Annotated in this window: 17 protein-coding genes; 9 read left to right on the top strand and 8 right to left on the bottom strand. The window is 67.8% G+C overall.

Annotated features, from left to right (window positions below):
* Positions 1-14 precede the first annotated feature (14 nt).
* The 4 genes from ABNQ38_RS03310 to ABNQ38_RS03295 all read left to right on the top strand — a co-directional run bounded on the left by ABNQ38_RS03310 (position 15) and on the right by ABNQ38_RS03295 (position 5,086).
* Positions 15-1,055: a FecR family protein gene (locus ABNQ38_RS03310; protein ID WP_377805684.1), complete on the top strand. Its 1,041-nt coding sequence runs from the start codon at positions 15-17 to the stop codon at positions 1,053-1,055.
* A 161-nt stretch (positions 1,056-1,216) separates the two neighbouring features.
* Entirely contained in the window at positions 1,217-3,703 is a 2,487-nt protein-coding gene (locus tag ABNQ38_RS03305; RefSeq protein WP_377805683.1) for a TonB-dependent siderophore receptor, read from the top strand.
* A gap of 55 nt (positions 3,704-3,758) precedes the next feature.
* The gene (locus tag ABNQ38_RS03300; protein WP_377805682.1) at positions 3,759-4,904 is read left to right on the top strand and encodes a PepSY-associated TM helix domain-containing protein; all 1,146 of its coding nucleotides are present in this window, start codon (positions 3,759-3,761) and stop codon (positions 4,902-4,904) included.
* A complete protein-coding gene (locus tag ABNQ38_RS03295) occupies positions 4,901-5,086 on the top strand; it encodes a hypothetical protein (protein ID WP_377805681.1) in 186 nt (61 codons plus the stop codon). The genes ABNQ38_RS03300 and ABNQ38_RS03295 overlap by 4 nt, the downstream gene beginning before the upstream one ends.
* 60 nt (positions 5,087-5,146) lie before the next feature.
* On the opposite strand, the gene ABNQ38_RS03290 is transcribed toward ABNQ38_RS03295, so the two are convergent.
* Positions 5,147-6,583, bottom strand: coding sequence for a sulfatase-like hydrolase/transferase (locus ABNQ38_RS03290; protein ID WP_377806215.1), 1,437 nt, complete (start codon positions 6,581-6,583; stop codon positions 5,147-5,149).
* A 165-nt stretch (positions 6,584-6,748) separates the two neighbouring features.
* Positions 6,749-7,189 carry a sulfatase-like hydrolase/transferase gene (locus tag ABNQ38_RS03285; protein ID WP_377805680.1) on the bottom strand — a complete coding sequence of 147 codons (441 nt, stop codon included), beginning with the start codon at positions 7,187-7,189 and terminating at the stop codon, positions 6,749-6,751.
* Positions 7,190-7,850: 661 nt separating this feature from the next.
* Between ABNQ38_RS03285 and ABNQ38_RS03280 the strand changes: the two genes are divergently transcribed.
* On the top strand, positions 7,851-8,864 hold the full coding sequence (locus tag ABNQ38_RS03280) for an AAA family ATPase (protein ID WP_109451103.1): 1,014 nt from the start codon (positions 7,851-7,853) through the stop codon (positions 8,862-8,864).
* Complete coding sequence (locus tag ABNQ38_RS03275; protein ID WP_377805679.1) at positions 8,854-9,741, top strand: ParB/RepB/Spo0J family partition protein; 888 nt, start codon at positions 8,854-8,856, stop codon at positions 9,739-9,741. The genes ABNQ38_RS03280 and ABNQ38_RS03275 overlap by 11 nt, the downstream gene beginning before the upstream one ends.
* A 222-nt stretch (positions 9,742-9,963) precedes the next feature.
* On the opposite strand, the gene ABNQ38_RS03270 is transcribed toward ABNQ38_RS03275, so the two are convergent.
* From ABNQ38_RS03270 to napE, 6 genes are read right to left on the bottom strand one after another with little or no spacing between them, the layout of a single operon-like run.
* Entirely contained in the window at positions 9,964-10,635 is a 672-nt protein-coding gene (locus ABNQ38_RS03270) for a NapC/NirT family cytochrome c (RefSeq protein WP_377805678.1), read from the bottom strand.
* Positions 10,632-11,117 carry a nitrate reductase cytochrome c-type subunit gene (locus ABNQ38_RS03265; RefSeq protein WP_377805677.1) on the bottom strand — a complete coding sequence of 162 codons (486 nt, stop codon included), beginning with the start codon at positions 11,115-11,117 and terminating at the stop codon, positions 10,632-10,634. The genes ABNQ38_RS03270 and ABNQ38_RS03265 overlap by 4 nt, the downstream gene beginning before the upstream one ends.
* Before the next feature lie 15 nt (positions 11,118-11,132).
* Positions 11,133-13,625, bottom strand: a complete 2,493-nt coding sequence (gene napA / locus ABNQ38_RS03260; protein WP_377805676.1) for a periplasmic nitrate reductase subunit alpha — start codon at positions 13,623-13,625, stop codon at positions 11,133-11,135.
* Between the two features lie 59 nt (positions 13,626-13,684).
* A complete protein-coding gene (locus ABNQ38_RS03255) occupies positions 13,685-13,972 on the bottom strand; it encodes a chaperone NapD (RefSeq protein WP_377805675.1) in 288 nt (95 codons plus the stop codon).
* A complete protein-coding gene (gene napF / locus ABNQ38_RS03250; RefSeq protein WP_377805674.1) occupies positions 13,959-14,504 on the bottom strand; it encodes a ferredoxin-type protein NapF in 546 nt (181 codons plus the stop codon). Before napF ends, ABNQ38_RS03255 begins: the two co-directional genes overlap by 14 nt.
* 13 nt (positions 14,505-14,517) lie before the next feature.
* Entirely contained in the window at positions 14,518-14,673 is a 156-nt protein-coding gene (gene napE, locus ABNQ38_RS03245; protein ID WP_109048948.1) for a periplasmic nitrate reductase, NapE protein, read from the bottom strand.
* Between the two features lie 356 nt (positions 14,674-15,029).
* Between napE and ABNQ38_RS03240 the strand changes: the two genes are divergently transcribed.
* The 3 genes from ABNQ38_RS03240 to nosZ all read left to right on the top strand — a co-directional run bounded on the left by ABNQ38_RS03240 (position 15,030) and on the right by nosZ (position 19,368).
* Positions 15,030-15,275, top strand: a complete 246-nt coding sequence (locus tag ABNQ38_RS03240) for a hypothetical protein (RefSeq protein WP_377805673.1) — start codon at positions 15,030-15,032, stop codon at positions 15,273-15,275.
* Positions 15,257-17,332, top strand: a complete 2,076-nt coding sequence (locus ABNQ38_RS03235) for a 4Fe-4S binding protein (protein WP_377805672.1) — start codon at positions 15,257-15,259, stop codon at positions 17,330-17,332. The genes ABNQ38_RS03240 and ABNQ38_RS03235 overlap by 19 nt, the downstream gene beginning before the upstream one ends.
* Positions 17,333-17,418: 86 nt before the next feature.
* Positions 17,419-19,368: a TAT-dependent nitrous-oxide reductase gene (nosZ, locus tag ABNQ38_RS03230; RefSeq protein WP_377805671.1), complete on the top strand. Its 1,950-nt coding sequence runs from the start codon at positions 17,419-17,421 to the stop codon at positions 19,366-19,368.
* The last annotated feature ends 62 nt before the right edge of the window (positions 19,369-19,430 follow it).

The raw sequence follows: 19,430 nt of genomic DNA, 5'->3' as shown, positions 1-19,430 counted from the left end.
GCTTGCGGCAAGACGTGACGGATCATCGGGACGACCAGCGCAGGGAACGGGCTGACAATGGATCCGACGGCACCGGATCCGATGGGGACCGGCTGTTCTCCGAAGCCAACGCGTGGTTCTTCCGCCTGCAATCCGACGACCACACCCCGGCGGAGCGTGCCGCGTTCGCCGAATGGCTGGCCCGCAGCCCGGCCCATGCCGATGCCTGGACCGGCCTGCAAACCCTGCTGCACGACCTGAAGGAACCGGCCCGTGCCGCCCACCGTGCCGCTTATGCCGGGTCCCGCAGCGCGCCGTCCCGCCGCCCGGCGGCGGCCGGTGTCCGGCGCTTCGCCGCGGCGGTGGCGGTCCTGCTGGTTGTCGGCGGGCTCGGCGTCTGGCGCGGACCGACGCTCTACCAGAATGCCGTCGCCGATCAGGTGACCCCGGCCGGACAGCGCCGGACCTTGACCCTGCCGGACGGCTCCACCACCGAGATGAACGGCGGCACCGCACTCGTGCTCGATTTCCGGGACGGCGAGCGGCGCGTCCGCGTCCTGCGCGGGGAGGCGTGGTTCCACGTCACCCGCGACCCCGACCATCCCTTCGTGGTCGATGGCGGGGCCGGCGCCGCCCGCGTGCTGGGCACCCAGTTCAGTGTCCGGCGCGAGGACGGGCGCACGACCGTCACCGTCGGCGAAGGGCTGGTGGAAGTTTCCGCCCATCCCGGCCCCGACAGCCACGCCCCCTGGCCCGACAGCGTCCGCCTGCACGCGGGCGAAAGCGCGGAGGCCGGTCCGCTCGGCCTGAACGGACCGCGGGCGGCCGATCCCGCCGTCGCCTTCGCATGGCGCCAGGGGCAGATCGTCTTCCGCCAGCAGTCGCTGGCCTCGGTCATCGCCGCGCTGAACGGGCAATGGCCGGGCCGGGTGGTGCTGCTGAACGACGAGGCGGCGGAGCGCGTGGTCTCCGGCGTCTTCGCGCTCGACCGGCCGGATGCCGTGTTCGATGCGCTGGAGCGCGGCCTCGGCGTCCACGCCACCCGCATCACCCCCTACCTGACCCTGCTGCGCTGAAAAATGCTGCTGGCCTGAAAAAACCTCCCAGGGATCTCCGCCGTCCCATCGTCATGTCCGGAAAAGAAGAGAATGAGACGCAGTCGCAGAACGCGGCGCGGTCTCTCACCGGATATCAGAGGCGAGCGATGGCATTGGCGAAGTTTGGGGCAAAGTTTGACGTGAAGGGTGAATGTCGGGGCAGCGTCCAGGGCGGTCCGTCCGGCCGTGCGTTCCTAAAGCGGCTGTTCCTCGGGCGGCTGCTGGCGACGACGGTACTGATCGCGCCGGGGCTCCTGCTGCCCGGCATTCCCGCGGCGATGGCTCAAACCAGCCCGGCCGGCACCTCGGCAGGCGCCGTCAGCTTCGCCATCGCGCCGCAGTCGGTCGACGGGGCGCTCGCCGCCTTCTCCGCCGCCACCCGCATCCAGGTGCTGACCCCCGGCGCCGTGACCCAGGGCGTCGCCTCCCCCGGCGTCAGCGGGGCGATGACCGCGCGCGAGGGGCTGAACCGCCTGCTGTCCGGCACCGGGCTGGTCGCCCGCTTCCTCAACACCGAAACCGTCACGGTCGAACGGGTGGCCGCCGGCGGCGCCGTCCAGCTCGATCCGGTGCAGATCGAAGGCAACCGGACCGCCACCGGTCCCGGCGCCCTGCCCCCGGCCTTTGCCGGCGGACAGGTGGCGCGCGGCGGGCGCATCGGCGCGCTCGGCAACCAGGACGCGATGGACGTTCCGTTCTCCGTCACCGGCTACACCGCCGAGACCATCCGCAACCAGCAGGCGGAGACGATTGCCGACGTGCTGGCCAACGACCCGGCGGTGCGCAGCAGCCTCGGCTACGGCAATTTCGCCGAGAGTTTCGTCATCCGCGGCTTCCAGCTGGCGGGCGAGGATCTGTCGGTCGACGGCCTCTATGGCACGGCGCCGCGCCAGATCGTCGCCACCAACATGTTCGAACGGGTGGAGGTCCTGAAGGGCGCCAACGCCTTCCTGAACGGGGCGGCCCCCAGCGGCTCCGGCATCGGCGGCGGCGTCAACCTCGTGCCCAAGCGGGCGGAGGACGAGCCGCTGACCCGCCTGACCGCCAGCTATGCCATGGACAGCCGGCTCGGCCTGTCCGCCGATGTCGGCCGCCGCTTCGGCGACGCCAATCAGTTCGGCGTGCGCGTCAACGCCGCGGTCCGCGGCGGCGACACCGCCGTCGACGACGAGAAGCGGACGCTGAAGCTCGGCTCCCTGGCGCTGGACTACCGCGGCGAGCGCGCCCGCGTGACGCTCGACGTCGGCACCCAGACCCAGCGGGTGGAGCAGGGCCGCCCGGTGGTCTATTTCGGCAGCTTCGTGCCGCCCGTGCCGTCGGCCTCGCAGAACTACGCGCAGCCCTGGACCTATTCGCAGATGCGCGACACCTTCGGACAGGTCCGTGCCGAATACGACATCCTGCCCAACCTGACCGCCTACGGCGCCTTCGGCCTGCGCAGCATGCGCGAGGACGGCGACTACGGCTCCCCCACCGTCACCCGTCCCGACGGCACCGGCACGGTCAGGCGCCTGACCGTCCCGCGCGAGGATTTCACCAGCACCGGTCAGGCCGGCGTCCGGGCCGACCTGCACACCGGCCCGGTCCGCCACCAGCTGAACGCCGGCGCCTCCGCGCTGCGGACCACCAACAACAACGGCTTCGAATTCGGCACCACCACCGCCATCAACCTCTACCGCATGGTCGGGATGCCGCGCTCGGCCACGACCTCGGCCAGCGGCATGACGGGCGACCTGCCGAAGGTCAGCGAGTCGGTGCTGCGCAGCCTCTACGCCTCGGACACGCTGTCGATCCTGGACGACCGGGTGATGCTCACCGCCGGCCTGCGCCAGCAGAACATCCAGGTCCGCGGCTACAACCGGGCCAACGGCGCCCGCACCTCCGATTACGACCAGTCGGCGCTGACCCCGGTTGTCGGGCTGGTGGTGAAGCCGCTGAAGGAACTGTCGCTCTACGCCAACCGGATCGAGGGGCTGGCGCAGGGGCCGACCGCCCCGTCCACCGCGGCCAATGCCGGAGAGATCTTCGAGCCCTACCGCTCGGTCCAGTACGAGGTCGGCGGCAAGCTCGATTTCGGCAGCTTCGGCGGCTCGCTGTCGCTGTTCCAGACCACCCAGCCCAGCGGCGTCACCGACGCCTTCACCCGCCTCTACAGCGTGTCGGGCGAACAGCGCAACCGCGGCATCGAGCTGATGCTGTATGGCGAGCCGGTGCAGGGCCTGCGCCTGCTGGGCGGCGCCACCGTCATCGATCCGGAACTGACGGACACCGGCAACGCCGCGACCGAAGGCAAGGACGCCGTCGGCGTGCCGCGCCACCAGTTCAACGCCAACGTCGAATGGGACCTGCCCTTCCTTCCCGCCTCCTTCCCCACCGTGACGCTGACCGGCCGCGTGATCCACACCGGGTCGCAGTATCTCAACACCGCCAACACGCTGAAGATCCCGAGCTGGACCCGCTTCGACGTCGGCGCGCGGATGATCGCCGACGTGCAGAACCGTCCGGTCACCATCCGCGCGGCGGTGGAGAACGTGACCGACAAGGCCTATTGGGCGTCGGCCTACGGCGGCTACCTGAGCCAGGGCGCCCCGCTGACGGCCAAGCTGTCGGTCTCGGTCGATTTCTGACCGGCCGGGGCAGTTCTAATGGCGGCAGTCCTGAAGAGGGCATGAGGTGCTTGCGATGACCAACCGAACCATCCGGGTCTGGACGCTGATTCACAAATGGACCAGCCTGATCTGCACAGTCTTCATGCTGCTGCTGTGCCTGACCGGCCTGCCGCTGATCTTCCATGACGAGATCGAGGCGCTGACGGCGGAACACACCCTGCCGCCGATGCCGGCCGAAACGCCGCTGAAGTCGCTGGACGAGGCGGTGGCCACGGCGCTGGCGACCTACCCCGGCGAGCGCCCGCTGTTCCTCAGCTTCGACGAGGACCGGCCGGTGGTGAACGTCACCACCGGTCCGGGGGCCCGCCCGCCGGTGTCGCAGATGCACATCTCCGCCATCGACCTGCGCAGCACGCGGATCCTGGCCGACCTGAACGACGACAAGGGCTTCATGCATGTGATGCTGCGCCTGCATGTGGACATGTTCGCCGGCCTGCCCGGCGAGCTTTTCCTGGGATTCATGGGCTTCCTGCTGTTCGTCGCCACTGTGTCGGGGGTGGTGATCTACGCCCCCTTCATGCGCAAGCTGTCCTTCGGCACCGTGCGGGCCGGGCGCAGCAGGCGGCTGAAATGGCTCGACCTGCACAACATGCTGGGCATCGTCACGCTGATGTGGGTGGTGGTGGTCGGGCTGACCGGCGTCATCAACACCCTGTCGGTGCCGCTGGTCGCCTATTGGCGCTCCAACGAGCTGGCGGCGATGATCGCTCCCTACGCCGGCAAGCCGGTCCCGGAGCGCTTCGCCTCCGTCGATGCCGCCGTCCGCACCGCGATGGCGGCCGCCCCCGGCATGCGTCCGCAATTCATCGCCTTCCCCGGCGTGCGCTTTTCCAGCAACCACCATTACGCGGTCTGGCTGAAGGGAGCCACGCCGGCCACCAACCGCATCCTGACCCCCGCCCTGATCGATGCCGAGACGGGGGCCTTCACCGACATGCGCTCGATGCCCTGGTACATGCTGGCGCTGCGGCTGTCGCAGCCGCTGCATTTCGGCGATTATGGCGGGCTGCCGATGAAGATCCTGTGGGCGGTGCTGGACGTGCTGACCATCGTCATCCTCGGCAGCGGTCTCTATCTCTGGTTCGCCCGCCGCCGCACCGCGCAGGACCGCACCGCCGCTCCCGCCCTGCGCAGCGCCGTCGGGGAGGCCGCGGAATGAAGCCGCGCGCCCCCCTTTCTCTGCCGGCGATCTTCGGCATTCCCGCCGCGATAGCACTCGTGACCACCGCCGGACTGGTCACGGCATTGCTGGACGACGGCTTGATGGACGCCCTGTCCTGGGCGGCGCTGTCGGTGCCCGTGCTGGCCGCCGCCCGGTCCTGGCGGAACCGCGAGCGCTGACGGCTCCTCCCGACCCCGGCAGAAGGCGGGGGCCTTGTCTTGCAAGGCCCCCGCACCCCGTTACGCCGGAACGGACTGCCGCACGTCCAGCCCGGCCCGCCGCTCCACATCCGCCAGCAGGGCGGCGAGGCGGTCGGCTTCGGCCTGGACCGCCGCCGCGTCGTACCAGCCGGGCAAATTGTCCTGGTCGGTGCGCGCCGTCGGGGCCTGCCCGGTCACCTGCACGAGGTTGGTTTCCTCGTTCGGGTCCCGGTTCAGGTCGTACATCTCCCATTCCAGCAGAAGCGGGTTCGCCGGGTCGAAGTAGCGGGCCAGCTTGGCGCCGTCGGTGCGCACGCAGCGGATGTGGTTGGGCTGGCGCACCGGGCCGGGGGACAGCTCCGGCACCGGCTTGACCTTGAAGTCGCCGGCACGCACCGCCTCGACGGTCCGGCAATACACCTCGTAGGCGCCATAATAGTCGGGTTCGGTGATCCGGCCGCCCTCGACCGGCTGGGTCACCTTGTCGTCGGTCATGAACAGCACGCCTTCGCGCGGCTGGCCGTTGGGGTAGGTCACCGGCGTGCCGGGGGCCTTCAGCACCGGGGTCAGGTCGACGCCCGGCAGCGGCGCCATGGTGTGGTGCTTGCCCAGCTCGTCGGCCGCCTTGTCCAGGGCCTTGCGGCCGACGCCGGTCAGGCCCAGCACGGTGGGCACGAGGTCGGCGTGGCTGGTCACGGCATCCACATGCCTCAGCGAGGTCCCGTCGCCGCCCATCGAGGCCGGGAAGCGCACCACCATCGGCACATGCACGGCCTCCTCATAGGCGACGTGCCACTTCTCCAGCATCATGTTGTGGGCGGCCCCCAGCTCGCCATGGTCCGCCACGAAGATCACGATGGTGTTGTCGGCCTGGCCTGAATCCTCCAGCGCCTGGAGCACGCGGTTGATCTGCGGATCGACCTGGGAATGCAGCCAGCCATAGAATTGCAGCAGCTGGATGCTGTAGCCCTCCGGATCCTCGGAGAGCTGGAACGGGATGGTGAATTTCAGCGCCAGCGCCGCCGCGGCTTCCCAGTCGGCGGACCCGGCCACGTCCCCGGCGGCGCTGACGGCGCCATGGCTCGCCTTGGCGGACAAGGCGAGGCCGATCTTGTAGGCGGCGTCGAACTGGCAGGACGGCTTGGTCGACAGATCCTCGTTCCAGGTCGGAATCCGACCAGCGCAATCCTGCGGGAAGCCCTGCGGGTTGAGCGGCATCGCCATGGTGCCTTCGGTCGGCGGATAGGACGACTGCCCCTGGAGGGGCACATCGAGCGGGCCGAACACCGGCTGGGTCTTCGCCGTGCTTCCATCGATCGGCGGCAGGGCCTGCGAAATCACCGTGGGGTATGTCGTGATGTCGTGGGGGTTGGTGAAGGACACCACCGCGAACCACGGGCGTTCGGCCGCATCGGTGGCCGCGGTGCCGGGGCCGGGCCGCGCCTCGTCCGCCGAAACCCCGTAATTGTAGGGCAGCGCCAGCCCGCGGCGGCGCAGGAACAGGCAGGCGTTGTCGGCGAAGCCGGCGTCGCGGTAGAGGCCCAGGTTGTTGATCGCCGCCCCATGGGGCTCGGGATAGGACAGCTCCCAGTCGGAGAAGCCGTAACGGGTCAGCGAATGGCCGGCCGGGTTGCTGACATGTCATTTGCCGAAATAATGCGAGGAATAGCCGATGGCCTGCATCCAATGGCCCATAGTGGGATGGCCGTCGGCCTCCAGCCACGGGAAGCGCGCCGCGTTGCCGTCCTTGAACATGCCGTCGGTCTGGGTCACGCCGGTGCGGTTGCCGTACTGGCCGGTGAACATCACCGCACGGCTGGGGGTGCAGGCGCTGGAGGCGATGGTGTGGTTGTGCAGCGCCACCGCGTTCCTGCGCAGCCGGGTCAGGCCGGGAAAGAAGCGGGCGTACTCGTTCTCGCCCACATCCGCCTCGCCCCGGAAGCCCAGGATCCGCTTCAGCGGTTCCGCCAGCCCGCCCTTGGGGCCATAGGAGAAGCGCGGGTAGCGGTATTGATCGACGGAGATCAGCAGGATGTTGGGCTGCGCGCCGTCGCGCTGCGGCCGGTTGGCCTTCTCGGTCATGGCAGTATTATCCTTTGCGATCCATATCGGGGAAAAGCAACGTCAATCGGTAATCGGCCTTCGGAAAAGGAATGAATTTCCGTTGCGGAAGCTGGCCCGAGTCCAGTCTTCTCCGTTTACCCCTTAAGGGTAATTTGATAATATTCAGGGCGACAAATGGTGATGGCGGTAAATTTCACTTAAGCGCCGTAAATTTTATTCATACCGATGTACGTATTTTTCTCTAAGATCACTTCATATCTTTTGAAATCTCTGCTGTAATGCAGAAAACCGAATTTCCTGCAGCACACCGCTTCCAACTCCTCCGAATGCATGCCTCCCCATGTGGGACAGCCGAGACTGAACCACGCGCGCGGACTTTACGGGCGTATTTGGGTGCTGCCTGCTTCGTCATGTCGACCTCTGCCTCTCAGGAAACGGGGCCTCCGCGAAACCCGGAGCGGTTCAGTGCCGGTTGCGACGCTACGGCTTTTCGAGGCGTTCCTTCGGCGAACCGTTTCATGCGTCCAGCGAGTGCGGCTTATGGGTGCTGCCGTAAGGCTTTATGGTTCCATCCAGACGGATGTGGGCTGGGCGATGCGCGGCCATATGGCATGCGTTTCCTTGACCATTGTAGCGTCTACCCCTACCCTCCGGCCCGGTTCATGCTGGGGAGGGGACGGTGAAGGGCGACGAGTTGCGGACCCATCGGGAAGCGAAAGGACTGTCGCAGTCCGAGTTCGCCGTCTGGCTGAACGAACGGCTGCAACGCCGCTACGACAAGCAGAAGATCAGCCGCTGGGAAAATGACGCGGAGCGCATCCCGGCGGCGGTCGATGCGCTGATGACGCGCGAAATCAACGGGCCGGAGCCGGAAAGGCTGGGCGGCCCGGCGTTGGTCGTCGTCGTGGCGAACCAGAAGGGCGGCTGCGCCAAAACGGTGTCGGCGGTGAACATCGCCTCGGCTCTGGCGATCAAGGGCTACGCCACCATGCTGATCGACTGCGATCCGCAGGCCAACGCCACCCAGCATCTCGGCATCGACTCCTACACCATGGAGACGGAGGGCAAGACCCTCTACTACGTCATGCATGGCGATCTGGAGCTGGACGACATCCTGGTCACCGTGCCGGAAAGCGGCCTGCGCGTCGCCCCTTCCTCCATCCGTCTCGCCGAGACCGAGGTGGAGCTGGGCAAGGAAGCCGGCGGCGACTTCATCATGAAGGAGAAGATCGCCGCGGCGAAGCGCAGCTTCGACTTCATCGTCATCGACACGCCCCCCAACATCGGCGAGCTGACCAAGAACGCCATGGTCGCCGCCCACACCGCGGTCATTCCCTGCCAGACCGAGAAGTTCAGCCTGCTCGGCATGGCCTTCCTCTTGGAAAACGTCACCAAGATCCGCCGCCGGATGAACACCGGCCTGTCGGTGCTCGGCATCGTGCCGACCATCTTCAAGCAGCGCGAACGCAACGACCGCGAGGTTCTGGAACAGATCCACGAGGAATACGGCCCGCATCTGCGGGTTTTCGATCCGGTGCCGAAGGCGTCGGTCTATGCCCAGGCGACCTCGGTCGGCCGTGCGGCGGTGGAAGCGATGCCGGACGTGGCCGGCGCCGCCGTCTACCGCGATGTCGCGTCCGCCCTGGCCGAGGAACGCACCGCCCGCATCAAGGAGGTCGACCGTGTCGCGTAGTCTTCTCGGCAAGGCAACCAAGCCGGCGCAGAGCGCCACCGCAGCCGCCAGGATGAAGGACGCGCTGTTCGGCCTCAGCCGCCATGCGCCGCATCTGGTGGAGGTGCCGGTCGACCGCATCGCCCCCAACCCGAACCAGCCGCGCCGCGAGTTCGACGAGGATGAGCTGCGCGGCCTAGCCTCCTCCATCGAGCGTCACGGGCTGCAACAGCCCATCGGCGTGCGCCAGACCGCCGACGATAAGTGGCAGCTGGTCTATGGCGAGCGGCGGCTGCGGGCGATGCGGATGCTGGGACGGGAGACCATCTTCGGCATCCTGTTCACCGGCGACGACGACGAGGAGATCGCCATCGTCGAGAACCTCCAGCGCAGCGACCTGAACCCGCTGGAGGAATCGGATGCGCTGGCCCGGCTGGCCGAGCGGCACGGCTACTCCCACCGCCAGCTTGCCGAGGCGCTGGGCCGCAAGAAGACCTACGTCACCATGATGCTGTCCTTCCAGCGTCTGGCCCCGGCGATCCGCGAGGACTATCCCCTGCTGCGCCCGACCAAGGCGAAGCTGGAGGCGCTCGCCGCCATCGACGACCGGGACGAGCAGCTCCGCGCCTGGGAAAAGCTGAAGCGCGCCGAGATGGGTCCCCTGCCCTCCTCCCCGGCGGCACCCGCCGCCGCTCCGTCAAGGCGCGAGCCGGTCAGCGCCCCTGTCGGCATCGCCTCCAGCGCCCTGCCCGCCCGGACGGCCAAGCCGGTGTTCCAGGCCCGTGATGTGCTGCGGGAACTCCAGGCCAAGCCGCAGTCGCTGTCCGACACCGACCGGCAGGCGCTGGCCGACATGCGCAGCGCCATCGACGCGATCCTGGCCGCGGCCGGACAGTAAGACCGGTCGGAATCCGACCACCCGTCTCGCAGTGGTCGGATTCCGACCGGGATCACGACCTCTCACACTTAACCTCCCTCTCCCCCCGGGGAGAGGGTCGGGGTGAGGGGGAACCACAGGGTGGATCCAGCCGGAGAGCGGAAGTGCGCGATCCTTGGAGATCCTCCCCGCGCATCCCCCTCACCCTAACCCTCTCCCCGGGGGGAGAGGGGATCCCCACAGTCACCGCCCCTCTCCGCCCGCAGTCGCCAGCCAATGCCCGATGGGCTTCTGCGGGGTGTCGGACACCTCGCTCCAGCCCGGCGGGACGCCATGCATGTCGGGCAGGCGGTGGGCGATGCCCTTGTGGCAGTCGATGCAGGTGCGCTCGCCGGTGAACAGATACTGTTCGTGGATGCGCGCCGCCCGCGCCCCCTGCTTGGTGATGTCCATCGAGTCCGCGCTGTGGCAGTTGCGGCATTCCAGCGAGTTGTTGGCCTTCAGCCGCGCCCATTCATGCTCGGCCAGTTCGCGGCGTTTCGCGACGAACTTGTCGCGGGTGTCGATGGTGCCGAAGATCTTGCCCCAGACCTCCTTCGACGCCTGCATCTTGCGGGCGATCTTGTCGGTCCACTGGTGCGGCACATGGCAGTCGGGGCAGGTCGCCCGCACGCCCGACCGGTTGGTGAAGTGGATGGTCTGCTTCATCTCCTCATAGGGGTTCGCCGCCATCTCGTGGCAGCCGATGCAGAAGGCCTCCCGGTTGGTCGCCTCAAGGGCCGTGTTGAAGCCGCCCCAGAACATCACCCCGGCGATGAAGCCGCCCAGCGTCAGGAAGCCCAGGCTGAAGGTTCGGCTGGGGTGGGAGATGGTCTGCCACGCCGTCTTCAGCGATACCGGGATGCGCGCCTTCATCGACGGTCCCCCCTGTCCGACGGCCGGCTGACCAAGGTATCCAGATCCTTGAAGCTGTTCGGCACGATGGGCTGCGCCGTGGTCTGCGGCACATGGCACTGCATGCAGAAATACCGCCGCGGCGACACGGCGCCCAGCGTCTGGCCCTCGCGGTCAACGTAATGGGTGATGCTGACCATCGGCGCCTGCACCGCCTCGGTGAAGCGGCGGCTGTGGCAGGTCAGGCATTGGTTGTTGTTCAGCGTGATCTGATAGTCGCGGACATTGTGCGGGATGACCGGCGGCTGTTCGGGATAGTTGCGGGCGACGCGGCGGTCATCGGTGACGTCCGGCGGGATCGGCGGGGCAGGGTTCTGCTCCACGAAATTCAGCGGCGGGCGGAAGGGCGAGTCCAGCCGCAACGGTGGCGCGCCTTCAGCCGACAGCATGGCCGGCACAAGGAAGGGCAGGGCCGCCAGCGCGGCGAGGTGATGGGGACGCATAGCTCAACTCCTCCCTCACACGGCCACGATCTTGGCGGCGCATTTCTTGAAATCGGTCTGCTTGCTGATCGGGTCGGTGGCGTCCAGCGTGCATTTGTTGATCAGCCGGGCGGAGTCGAACCACGGCACGAACACCACCCCGCGCGGCGGCTTGTTGCGCCCGCGCGTCTCCACCCGCGTGATCATCTCGCCGCGGCGGGAGACCACCTTCACCTCCGATCCGCGGCGCAGGCCGCGCGCCTTGGCGTCGTCGGGGTGCATGAAGACCATCGCCATCGGCATCGCCCTGTACAGCTCCGGCACCCGCATCGTCATCGACCCGCTGTGCCAATGCTCCAGCACCCGGCCGGTGACCAGCCACAGATCGAACTCCTGGTCGGGCACCTCGGCCGGCGCCTCGTAGGGGAAGGCGAAGACATTCGCCTTGCCGTCCGGGTTGCCGTAGAAGCGCACCCCTTCGCCCGTCTTCACGAACGGGTCATGGCCCTCGCGGTAGCGCCAGCGCGTCTCCTTGCCGTCCACCACCGGCCAGCGCAGGCCGCGCACCTGATGGTACCTGTCGAAGGGCGCCAGATCGTGGCCGTGCCCACGGCCGAAATCGGCATATTCCTCGAACAGCCCCTTCTGGACGTAGAAGCCGAAAGCGCGCGATTCGTCGTTGGCATAATCAGGATCGATCTCCGACACCGGGAAGCGGTCCACCGTCCCGTTGCGGTACAGCACGTCGAACAGCGTCTTGCCGCGGTAGGACGGGTTGGCGTCCAGCACCGCCGCCGGCCACACCTCGTCGGTGGTGAAGCGCTTGGAGAACTCCATCAGCTGCCACAGATCCGACCGCGCCTCCCCCGGTGCGGTGACCAGCTGGTGCCAGAAATGGGTGCGGCGTTCGGCATTGCCGTAGGCGCCCTCCTTCTCCACCCACATCGCCGCCGGCAGGATCAGGTCGGCGGCGGACGCGGTGACGGTGGGGTAGGCGTCCGACACCACGATGAAATTGTCAGGGTTGCGGTAACCGGGATAGGTCTCGTTGCCGCTGTTGGGCGCCGCCTGGAGGTTGTTGTTCACCATGATCCAGTAGGCGTTGAGCTTGCCGTCCTTCAGCATGCGGTCCTGCTGGACAGCGTGATAGCCGATCTTGGCCGGCAGCAGATCCTTGGGCAGCTTCCACGCCTCCTCGGTGTGGGCGCGGTGGGTCGGGTTGGTCACCTGCATGTCGGCGGGGAGCCGGTGGGCGAAGGTGCCGACCTCGCGCGCCGTGCCGCAGGCCGACGGCTGCCCGGTCAGCGAGAAGGGACCGTTGCCCGGCTCGGAGATTTTTCCGGTCAGCAGGTGGATGTTGTAGGCCATGTGGTTGGCCCAGACGCCGCGGACATGCTGGTTGAACCCCATGGTCCACAGCGACATCACCTTCACCTTCGGATCGGCGTACAGCTCGGCCAGTGCCGTCAGCCGCTCCTTCGGCACGCCGGTCAGCTCCGCCGTGTAGTCCAGCGTGTAGGTGCTGACGAATTTGGCGAAGGCGTCGAAATCGATGGGCTTGGAATCGGTCGGGTCCTTGGCGTTGGCCGCCCGCACCTCCAGCACGCTTTCCGGCCGCAGCCCATAGCCGATGTCGGTCTGGCCGAGCCGGAAGTTGCAGTGCTTCTCGACGAACTCCCGGTTCACCCGGCCGGTCTGGACGATGTGGTTGGCGATGTAGTTCAGGATCGCCAGATCGGTGCCCGGCGCGAAGATCATCGGGATGTCGGCCAGCTCGAAGCTGCGATGCTCGAAGGTCGACAGCACCGCCACCTTCACATGGCTGTGCGCCAGCCGGCGGTCGGTGATGCGGGTCCACAGGATGGGATGCATCTCCGCCATGTTGGAACCCCACAGGACGAAGGCGTCGGCATTCTCGAAATCGTCGTAGCAGCCCATCGGCTCGTCCATGCCGAAGGTGCGGATGAAGGCGACGGCGGCCGACGCCATGCAGTGGCGGGCATTCGGGTCGAGGTTGTTGGTGCGGAAGCCGCCGCGCATCAGCTTGGACGCGGCATAGCCCTCCCAGATCGTCCATTGGCCGGAGCCGAACATGCCGACGGCGTCCGGCCCCTTCTCCTTGATGACCCGCTTCCACTGGCTCGCCATCTCGTCGAAGGCGCGGTCCCAGGACACCGGCTGGAACTCGCCCTCCTTATGGTATCGCCCGTCGCGCATCCGCAGCAGCGGCTGGGTCAGCCGGTCCTGCCCATAGAGGATCTTGGACAGGAAATAGCCCTTCACGCAGTTCAGCCCGCGGTTCACCTCGGCCTGCATGTCGCCGTGGGTGGCGACGACGCGGTTGTCCTTGGTCGCGACCATCACGCCGCAGCCGGTGCCGCAGAAGCGGCAGGGCGCCTTCGACCATTTCAGCGTGGCGTCCTCCCCCGCCACCAGGGAGCTTTGCGCGGCGGCCGGCAGGCTGAGGCCCCCGGCAGCGGCGGCGGCGGCCACCGCCTGTGCCTTGATGAAGTCGCGACGGTCCAACATGGGCGTCCCCCTCTTCTTCTGGTGTCCGGAACCGGCTGGCGGGGCAGGGCAGGGCGGTGTCAGGTCTCGACAACCCCTGCCCGGTCGATGTGATGAAAGACCATGACGGCGGAGAACACGCCCTCCAGCAAATGCAGCGCGGTCATCCGGTCGGCGATCCAGCCCTCGTGCGGCCCTTCGACGGTGACCACCATCTTGCCGGGCTGCTCGATGTGAAGCTCGGTGCCGGGCATGGTCGCGATGACGGCGCGCACCGCCGCCTGCCGCTCCGGCCGCACATGCAGCAGCAGCGAGGCGAGATGCCGTTCGCCCGCCGTCCCCGCTCCCGTGATGTCAGCGCGCGGCATGGGCTGGGCTCCCGGTTTTGTGAGGGGCGCTCCGGTGGGTGAGGGTGACGGCCCCGGACGGGCAGGCGGCGACGCAGGCACCGCAGCCGGTGCAGGCCGCATCGTCGATCCGGGCATGGGCGGCGCCGCCCGGCGCCGGCTGGAAGCGGATCGCCCCTTCCGGGCAGGCATCCTGGCAGCTCCGGCACACCACCCGCTGCACCGCGAGGCAGGAGGGTGCTATGGCGGGGCGCAAGGCCCAGGGCTTCATCGTCCGGTCGAAGATGGGTTCGGTGCAGGCCTCGGCGCAGGCGCCGCAGAAGCTGCACTCGCCGCGGGCGAAATCGACCTCGGGATAGCCGCCGTCGCCCGCCCGCAGGATCGCCTCCGGACAGGCTTCGGCACAGGCGCCGCAGCGGGTGCAGAGCGAGGTGAAATAGTCGGGACGGGACCAGGGGGGGTGGATGGGCGGCGGCCCGGCCACCGGCCGCCCACGCAGAAGGCTCCGCCTGCTCCGGTTTACGGCCTCGCTGTCTAAACCATCCTCGGCCATCGGGCAGCTCTCCTCAGACCGGCGGCGGACCGGGCGGCCCCAGGATCAGTTGCGACATCCACACGACGAAGCCATAGCCGCCGACCACCGCGACCGACAGAACCGGCCAGATGAACACCGCCAGCAGCAGGAACATGGCGAGTTCGCGCCGGCGGGTTCCGCGATCCATTGGCGGGCGCGGGTCGTCAGGGCGGGAGGCATCGAAACTGCGGACTGCGCTGGATTGTCGGGCTGCGCTCATCGGATGCGGCCTTCTGCTCGATCTCAGGCTGACAATTCCAACCAAGAATTGCCGGGATCGTTTCGCAAAAACACCCTTCCCCGAAGGGTTATGCCATCGGAGGAATAGCGCCGGGCCGCGGCCTCCCTTCCCCCAATAGTTGTTGATCTGGCGCAATTCGCACAAGGCCCCCCCGGCGCACTTGACCGCGGTCAAGAACTCCCCCGGCGCCAAGCGCTTTCATGCCCTCCGAGACACCAATGCAGACACCGCCGCAAGGTGGCGAAAGCCGGAGGATGGCCGTCGTGAGGTTCAGGCGCGTACAACGTTGGGTGGGATCGGCGCTCGTCGCCCTCCTGCTGCTGCTGACCGGGATCGCCCCAGACTTCGCCACGGCGGAAGCCGCCGACAGCGGCCGGCTGCTGCCCTATCTGGCGAAGCTGCAACCCTCCGACCTCGTTCCCGGCGCCGACCGTTTCGGCCAGCCCACCCCGAACGCCCCAACGTCCCCGTCTACAAGGGCGATGCGGTGGTGGGCCATGCCTATCTGACCTCCGACTTCGTCAACACCACCGGCTATTCCGGCCGGCCCATCGACGTGGTGGTCGGCCTCACCGCCGACGGCACGGTGACCGGCGCCCGGCTGATGGACCATCACGAGCCCATCGTGCTGATCGGCATCCCGCCGGCCCGCATCAATGGCTTCATCAACGGCTATGTCGGCAAGAACGTGCTGACGCTCGCCACCCAGAGCGCCGCCAGCCCGCCGGTCGACATCGTGTCGGGCGCCACGGTGACGGTGATGGTGATCGGCGATTCCATCATCCGCTCCGGCAAGAAGGTGATGCAGAGCCTTGGCAAAGCCGGGCCGGACAGCGCGCCGACCATCGTCAAGTCCGTCGACCTGTCGAAGACGGCGGTGGAGGACTGGACGGCCCTGATCGGCGAGGGTTCGGTCCGCCGCCTGACCCTGACGGTGGGGGAGGTGAACGCCGCCTTCGAGAAGACCGGCCGGGCGGAGGCCATCGCCCGCGCCGAGGCCGGCAGCCCCGACGAGACCTTCATCGACCTCTATGCCGCCTTGGTATCGATCCCGTCCATCGGCCGCTCGCTGCTGGGCGATGCCGAGTACGAGACGCTGACCCGCCGGCTGAAGCCCGGCCAGCAGGCGGTGTGGGTGGCCGGGCAGGGGCGCTATTCCTTCAAGGGATCGGGCTATGTCCGCGGCGGCATCTTCGACCGGGTCGAGATGATCCAGCATGAGGGCTCGATCCGCTTCCGCGACAAGATGCACAAGCGCCTGGGCAGCGTCGCCGCCGCCGGTGCCCCCGATTTCCCGGAAATCGGCCTGTTCGTCCTGCCGGAAGGCACCGAGTTCAATCCGGCCGAGCCCTGGCGCCTCCAGCTTCTGGTCCAGCGCGCCATTGCCGCGCTCGACAAGGTGTTCGTCACCTTCGACCTCGGCTACCAGCCGCCCGACAAATACCTGAAGACCGAGCAGCCGGCCCCCACAGTCGCCCCGTCTCCCGACCCGTCCGCCAGCCACAGCGCCGCCATCCAGGCCGCCGGTGCCGAGGCCGCGGAGGAGGCCGCCGAAGTCCCGCTGTGGCAGCGCATCTGGCAGAACCGGCAGCTCGACGTCGCCGTGCTGACCTCCGCCATCCTGCTGCTGACCGGCATCTTCTTCTTCCAGGACCAGCTGACCAAACGCCCGAAGCTGTACGAGCGCGTCCGCACCGCCTATCTGGTCTTCACCCTGGTCTGGCTCGGCTGGTACGCCACGGCCCAGCTGTCGGTGGTCAATGTCCTGACCTTCGCCAACGCGCTGCGCACCGACTTCCGCTGGGACTATTTCATGATGGACCCGCTGGTGTTCATCCTGTGGTTCTCGGTGGCGGCGTCGCTGCTGTTCTGGGGCCGCGGCGCCTTCTGCGGCTGGCTCTGCCCGTTCGGCGCGCTTCAGGAGCTGGCGTCGAAGGCGGCCAAAAGGATCGGCATCCGCCAGATCACCGTGCCCTTCGCCCTGCACCAGCGCCTGTGGCCGATCAAGTACATCGTCTTCCTGCTGCTGTTCGGCGTGTCGCTGCAATCGCTGGGCACGGCGGAGAAGGCGGCGGAGATCGAGCCGTTCAAGACCGCCATCATCCTGCATTTCATCCGCGACTGGTGGTTCGTCGCCTTCGCCGTGGCACTGCTGGCGGCCGGGCTGGTGATCGAACGCTTCTTCTGCCGCTATCTCTGCCCGCTGGGCGCGGCGCTGGCGATCCCCGGCCGGTTGCGGATGTTCGACTGGCTGCGCCGCTACAAGGAATGCGGCAGCCCGTGCCAGCGCTGCGGCAACGAATGCCCGGTGCAGGCCATCCACCCCGACGGCTCGATCAACCCCAACGAATGCATCCAGTGCCTGCACTGCCAGATGCTCTACCACCACGACCACAAATGCCCGGTCATGATCCAGAAGCGGCAGAAGCGCGAGAAGTGGCAGGCCGCCGAGGCCAAGCTGGCCGCCGAAAAAGAGGCAGCCGCCCGCAGCGCCCAGACCCACAGCACCGTCGCCACCGCCGACCCGGCCACCGGCCGGCTGACGATCCGGCCGCACGGATCCTGACCCACACACCCTTACCCCGATAACGGGACCCGGTCGCAACGGGCCCCATGACACCCCGCAAGGCGGGGGCAGCGAAGGAGCAGACCATGTCGAGCGAGACCAACAACAGCGCAGGCGTCAACCGCCGCGCGCTACTGGGCGGAACGGCGAAGGCGGCGGCCCTTGCCGGCCTCGGCGGTGCCGTGGGCGGGGCGACCGCCGGCGGCATCGCCGGCAGCGCCCTGTTCGGCGCCACCGAGGCGATGGCCGCCAACGCCCAGGCCGGCCACCTCAACGCCGAAGTGAAGCCGGGCGACCTCGACGAATATTACGCCTTCCATTCCGGCGGGCATTCCGGCGAAGTCCGCATCCTCGGCCTGCCGTCGATGCGCGAGCTGATGCGGATTCCGGTCTTCAACCGCTGCTCCGCCACCGGCTGGGGCATGACCAACGAGAGCCGGAAGATCCTGACCGAGCATATGCTGCCGGAAACGAAGAAGTTTCTGGAGACGCGCGGCGGCATCTACCTGAACGGCGACGCCCACCACCCGCACATGTCCTTCACCGACGGCACCTACGACGGCCGTTACATCTTCATCAACGACAAGGCCAACACCCGTGTCGCGCGCATCCGCTGCGACATCATGAAGACCGACACCATCATCGAGATCCCCAACGCCGCCGCCATCCACGGTCTGCGTCCGCAGCGCTACCCTCGCACCGGCTACGTCTTCGCCAACGGCGAACAGCGCGTGCCGACCCCGAACGACGGCCGCGAGCTGACCGCCACCAAGGCCTACAAGTCGCACTTCACCGCCATCGACGGCGACACGATGAAGATCGCGTGGCAGGTCTGGGTCGACGGCAACCTCGACAACACCGACGCCGACTATCAGGGCAAATACGCTTTCTCCACCTGCTATGACTCCGAAGAGGGCGTCACCGCGGCGGAGATGACCAGCGGCGAGCAGGACTGGGTCGTCGTCTTCAACCTGAAGCGCATCGACGAGGCGGTGAAGGCCGGCAAGATCCAGGCGGTGAACGGCGTGCCGGTGGTCGACGGCCGCCACGGCAGCCCCTACACCCGCTACATCCCGGTGCCGGCCAACCCGCACGGCATCAACGCCGCCCCCGACGGCATCCACGTCACCGTCAACGGCAAGCTGTCGCCGACCGTCACCGTCTTCGACGTGCGCCTGCTCGACGACCTGTTCGACGACAAGATCAAGCCGCGCGACGTGGTGGTCGCCGAGCCGCAGCTCGGCCTCGGCCCGCTTCACACCGCCTATGACGGCCGCGGCAACGCCTACACCACGCTGTTCCTCGACAGCCAGCTGGTGAAGTGGAACATCGACAAGGCGCGGCGCGCCTTCAAGGGCGAGAAGGTCGATCCCATCGTCCAGAAGCTGGACGTCCAGTACCAGCCCGGCCACAACCACAGCTCGATGGGCGAGACCAAGGAGGCCGACGGCAAGTGGCTGGTGTCGCTGAACAAGTTCTCCAAGGACCGCTTCCTCAACGTCGGCCCGCTGAAGCCGGAGAACGACCAGCTGATCGACATCTCCGGCGACGAGATGAAGTTGGTGCATGACGGCCCCACCTTCGCCGAGCCGCACGACACGCTGATCGTCCACCGCTCCAAGGTGAACCCGCGCTCGGTCTATGACCGCAACGACCCGCTGTGGGAAGAGGCGCGCCAGCAGGCCAAGAAGGACGGCGTGGTGCTGGAGGATGACGCCAAGGTCATCCGCGACGGCAAGAAGGTCCGCGTCTACATGTGGCAGCGCGCCCCGGCCTTCGGGCTGGAGGACTTCACGGTCAAGCAGGGCGACGAGGTGACCGTCTATGTCACCAACATGGACGACATCGACGACCTGACCCACGGCTTCAGCATCACCAACTACGGCGTCTGCATGGAGGTCGGCCCGCAGGCGACAGCCTCGGTCACCTTCACCGCCGACCGGGCTGGCGTCTACTGGTACTACTGCCAGTGGTTCTGCCACGCCCTGCACATGGAGATGGCTGGCCGCATGATCGTCGAGCCGTCCTCGACCTGATCGCCTGAAAGACCTCCCTCTCCCGCCCCGGGAGAGGGAAGGGGCCCATGGCACCGCCATGG

Source organism: Azospirillum sp. A29 (assembly GCF_042604625.1).
Lineage (GTDB): Bacteria > Pseudomonadota > Alphaproteobacteria > Azospirillales > Azospirillaceae > Azospirillum > Azospirillum palustre.
The sequence above is the reverse complement of the archived record's forward strand: the minus strand, read 5'-3'. Positions and strand labels throughout refer to the sequence as shown.

Excerpts from the sequence above, each read along its gene's own strand:
- ABNQ38_RS03300 (WP_377805682.1), top strand. The coding sequence starts at position 3,759 with ATGACCAACCGAACCATCCGGGTCTGGACGCTGATTCACAAATGGACC.
- ABNQ38_RS03295 (WP_377805681.1), top strand. The coding sequence starts at position 4,901 with ATGAAGCCGCGCGCCCCCCTTTCTCTGCCGGCGATCTTCGGCATTCCC.
- ABNQ38_RS03285 (WP_377805680.1), bottom strand. The coding sequence starts at position 7,189 with ATGACCGAGAAGGCCAACCGGCCGCAGCGCGACGGCGCGCAGCCCAAC.
- ABNQ38_RS03270 (WP_377805678.1), bottom strand. The coding sequence starts at position 10,635 with ATGAAGGCGCGCATCCCGGTATCGCTGAAGACGGCGTGGCAGACCATC.
- ABNQ38_RS03265 (WP_377805677.1), bottom strand. The coding sequence starts at position 11,117 with ATGCGTCCCCATCACCTCGCCGCGCTGGCGGCCCTGCCCTTCCTTGTG.
- napA (WP_377805676.1), bottom strand. The coding sequence starts at position 13,625 with ATGTTGGACCGTCGCGACTTCATCAAGGCACAGGCGGTGGCCGCCGCC.
- ABNQ38_RS03255 (WP_377805675.1), bottom strand. The coding sequence starts at position 13,972 with ATGCCGCGCGCTGACATCACGGGAGCGGGGACGGCGGGCGAACGGCAT.
- napF (WP_377805674.1), bottom strand. The coding sequence starts at position 14,504 with ATGGCCGAGGATGGTTTAGACAGCGAGGCCGTAAACCGGAGCAGGCGG.
- napE (WP_109048948.1), bottom strand. The coding sequence starts at position 14,673 with ATGGATCGCGGAACCCGCCGGCGCGAACTCGCCATGTTCCTGCTGCTG.
- nosZ (WP_377805671.1), top strand. The coding sequence starts at position 17,419 with ATGTCGAGCGAGACCAACAACAGCGCAGGCGTCAACCGCCGCGCGCTA.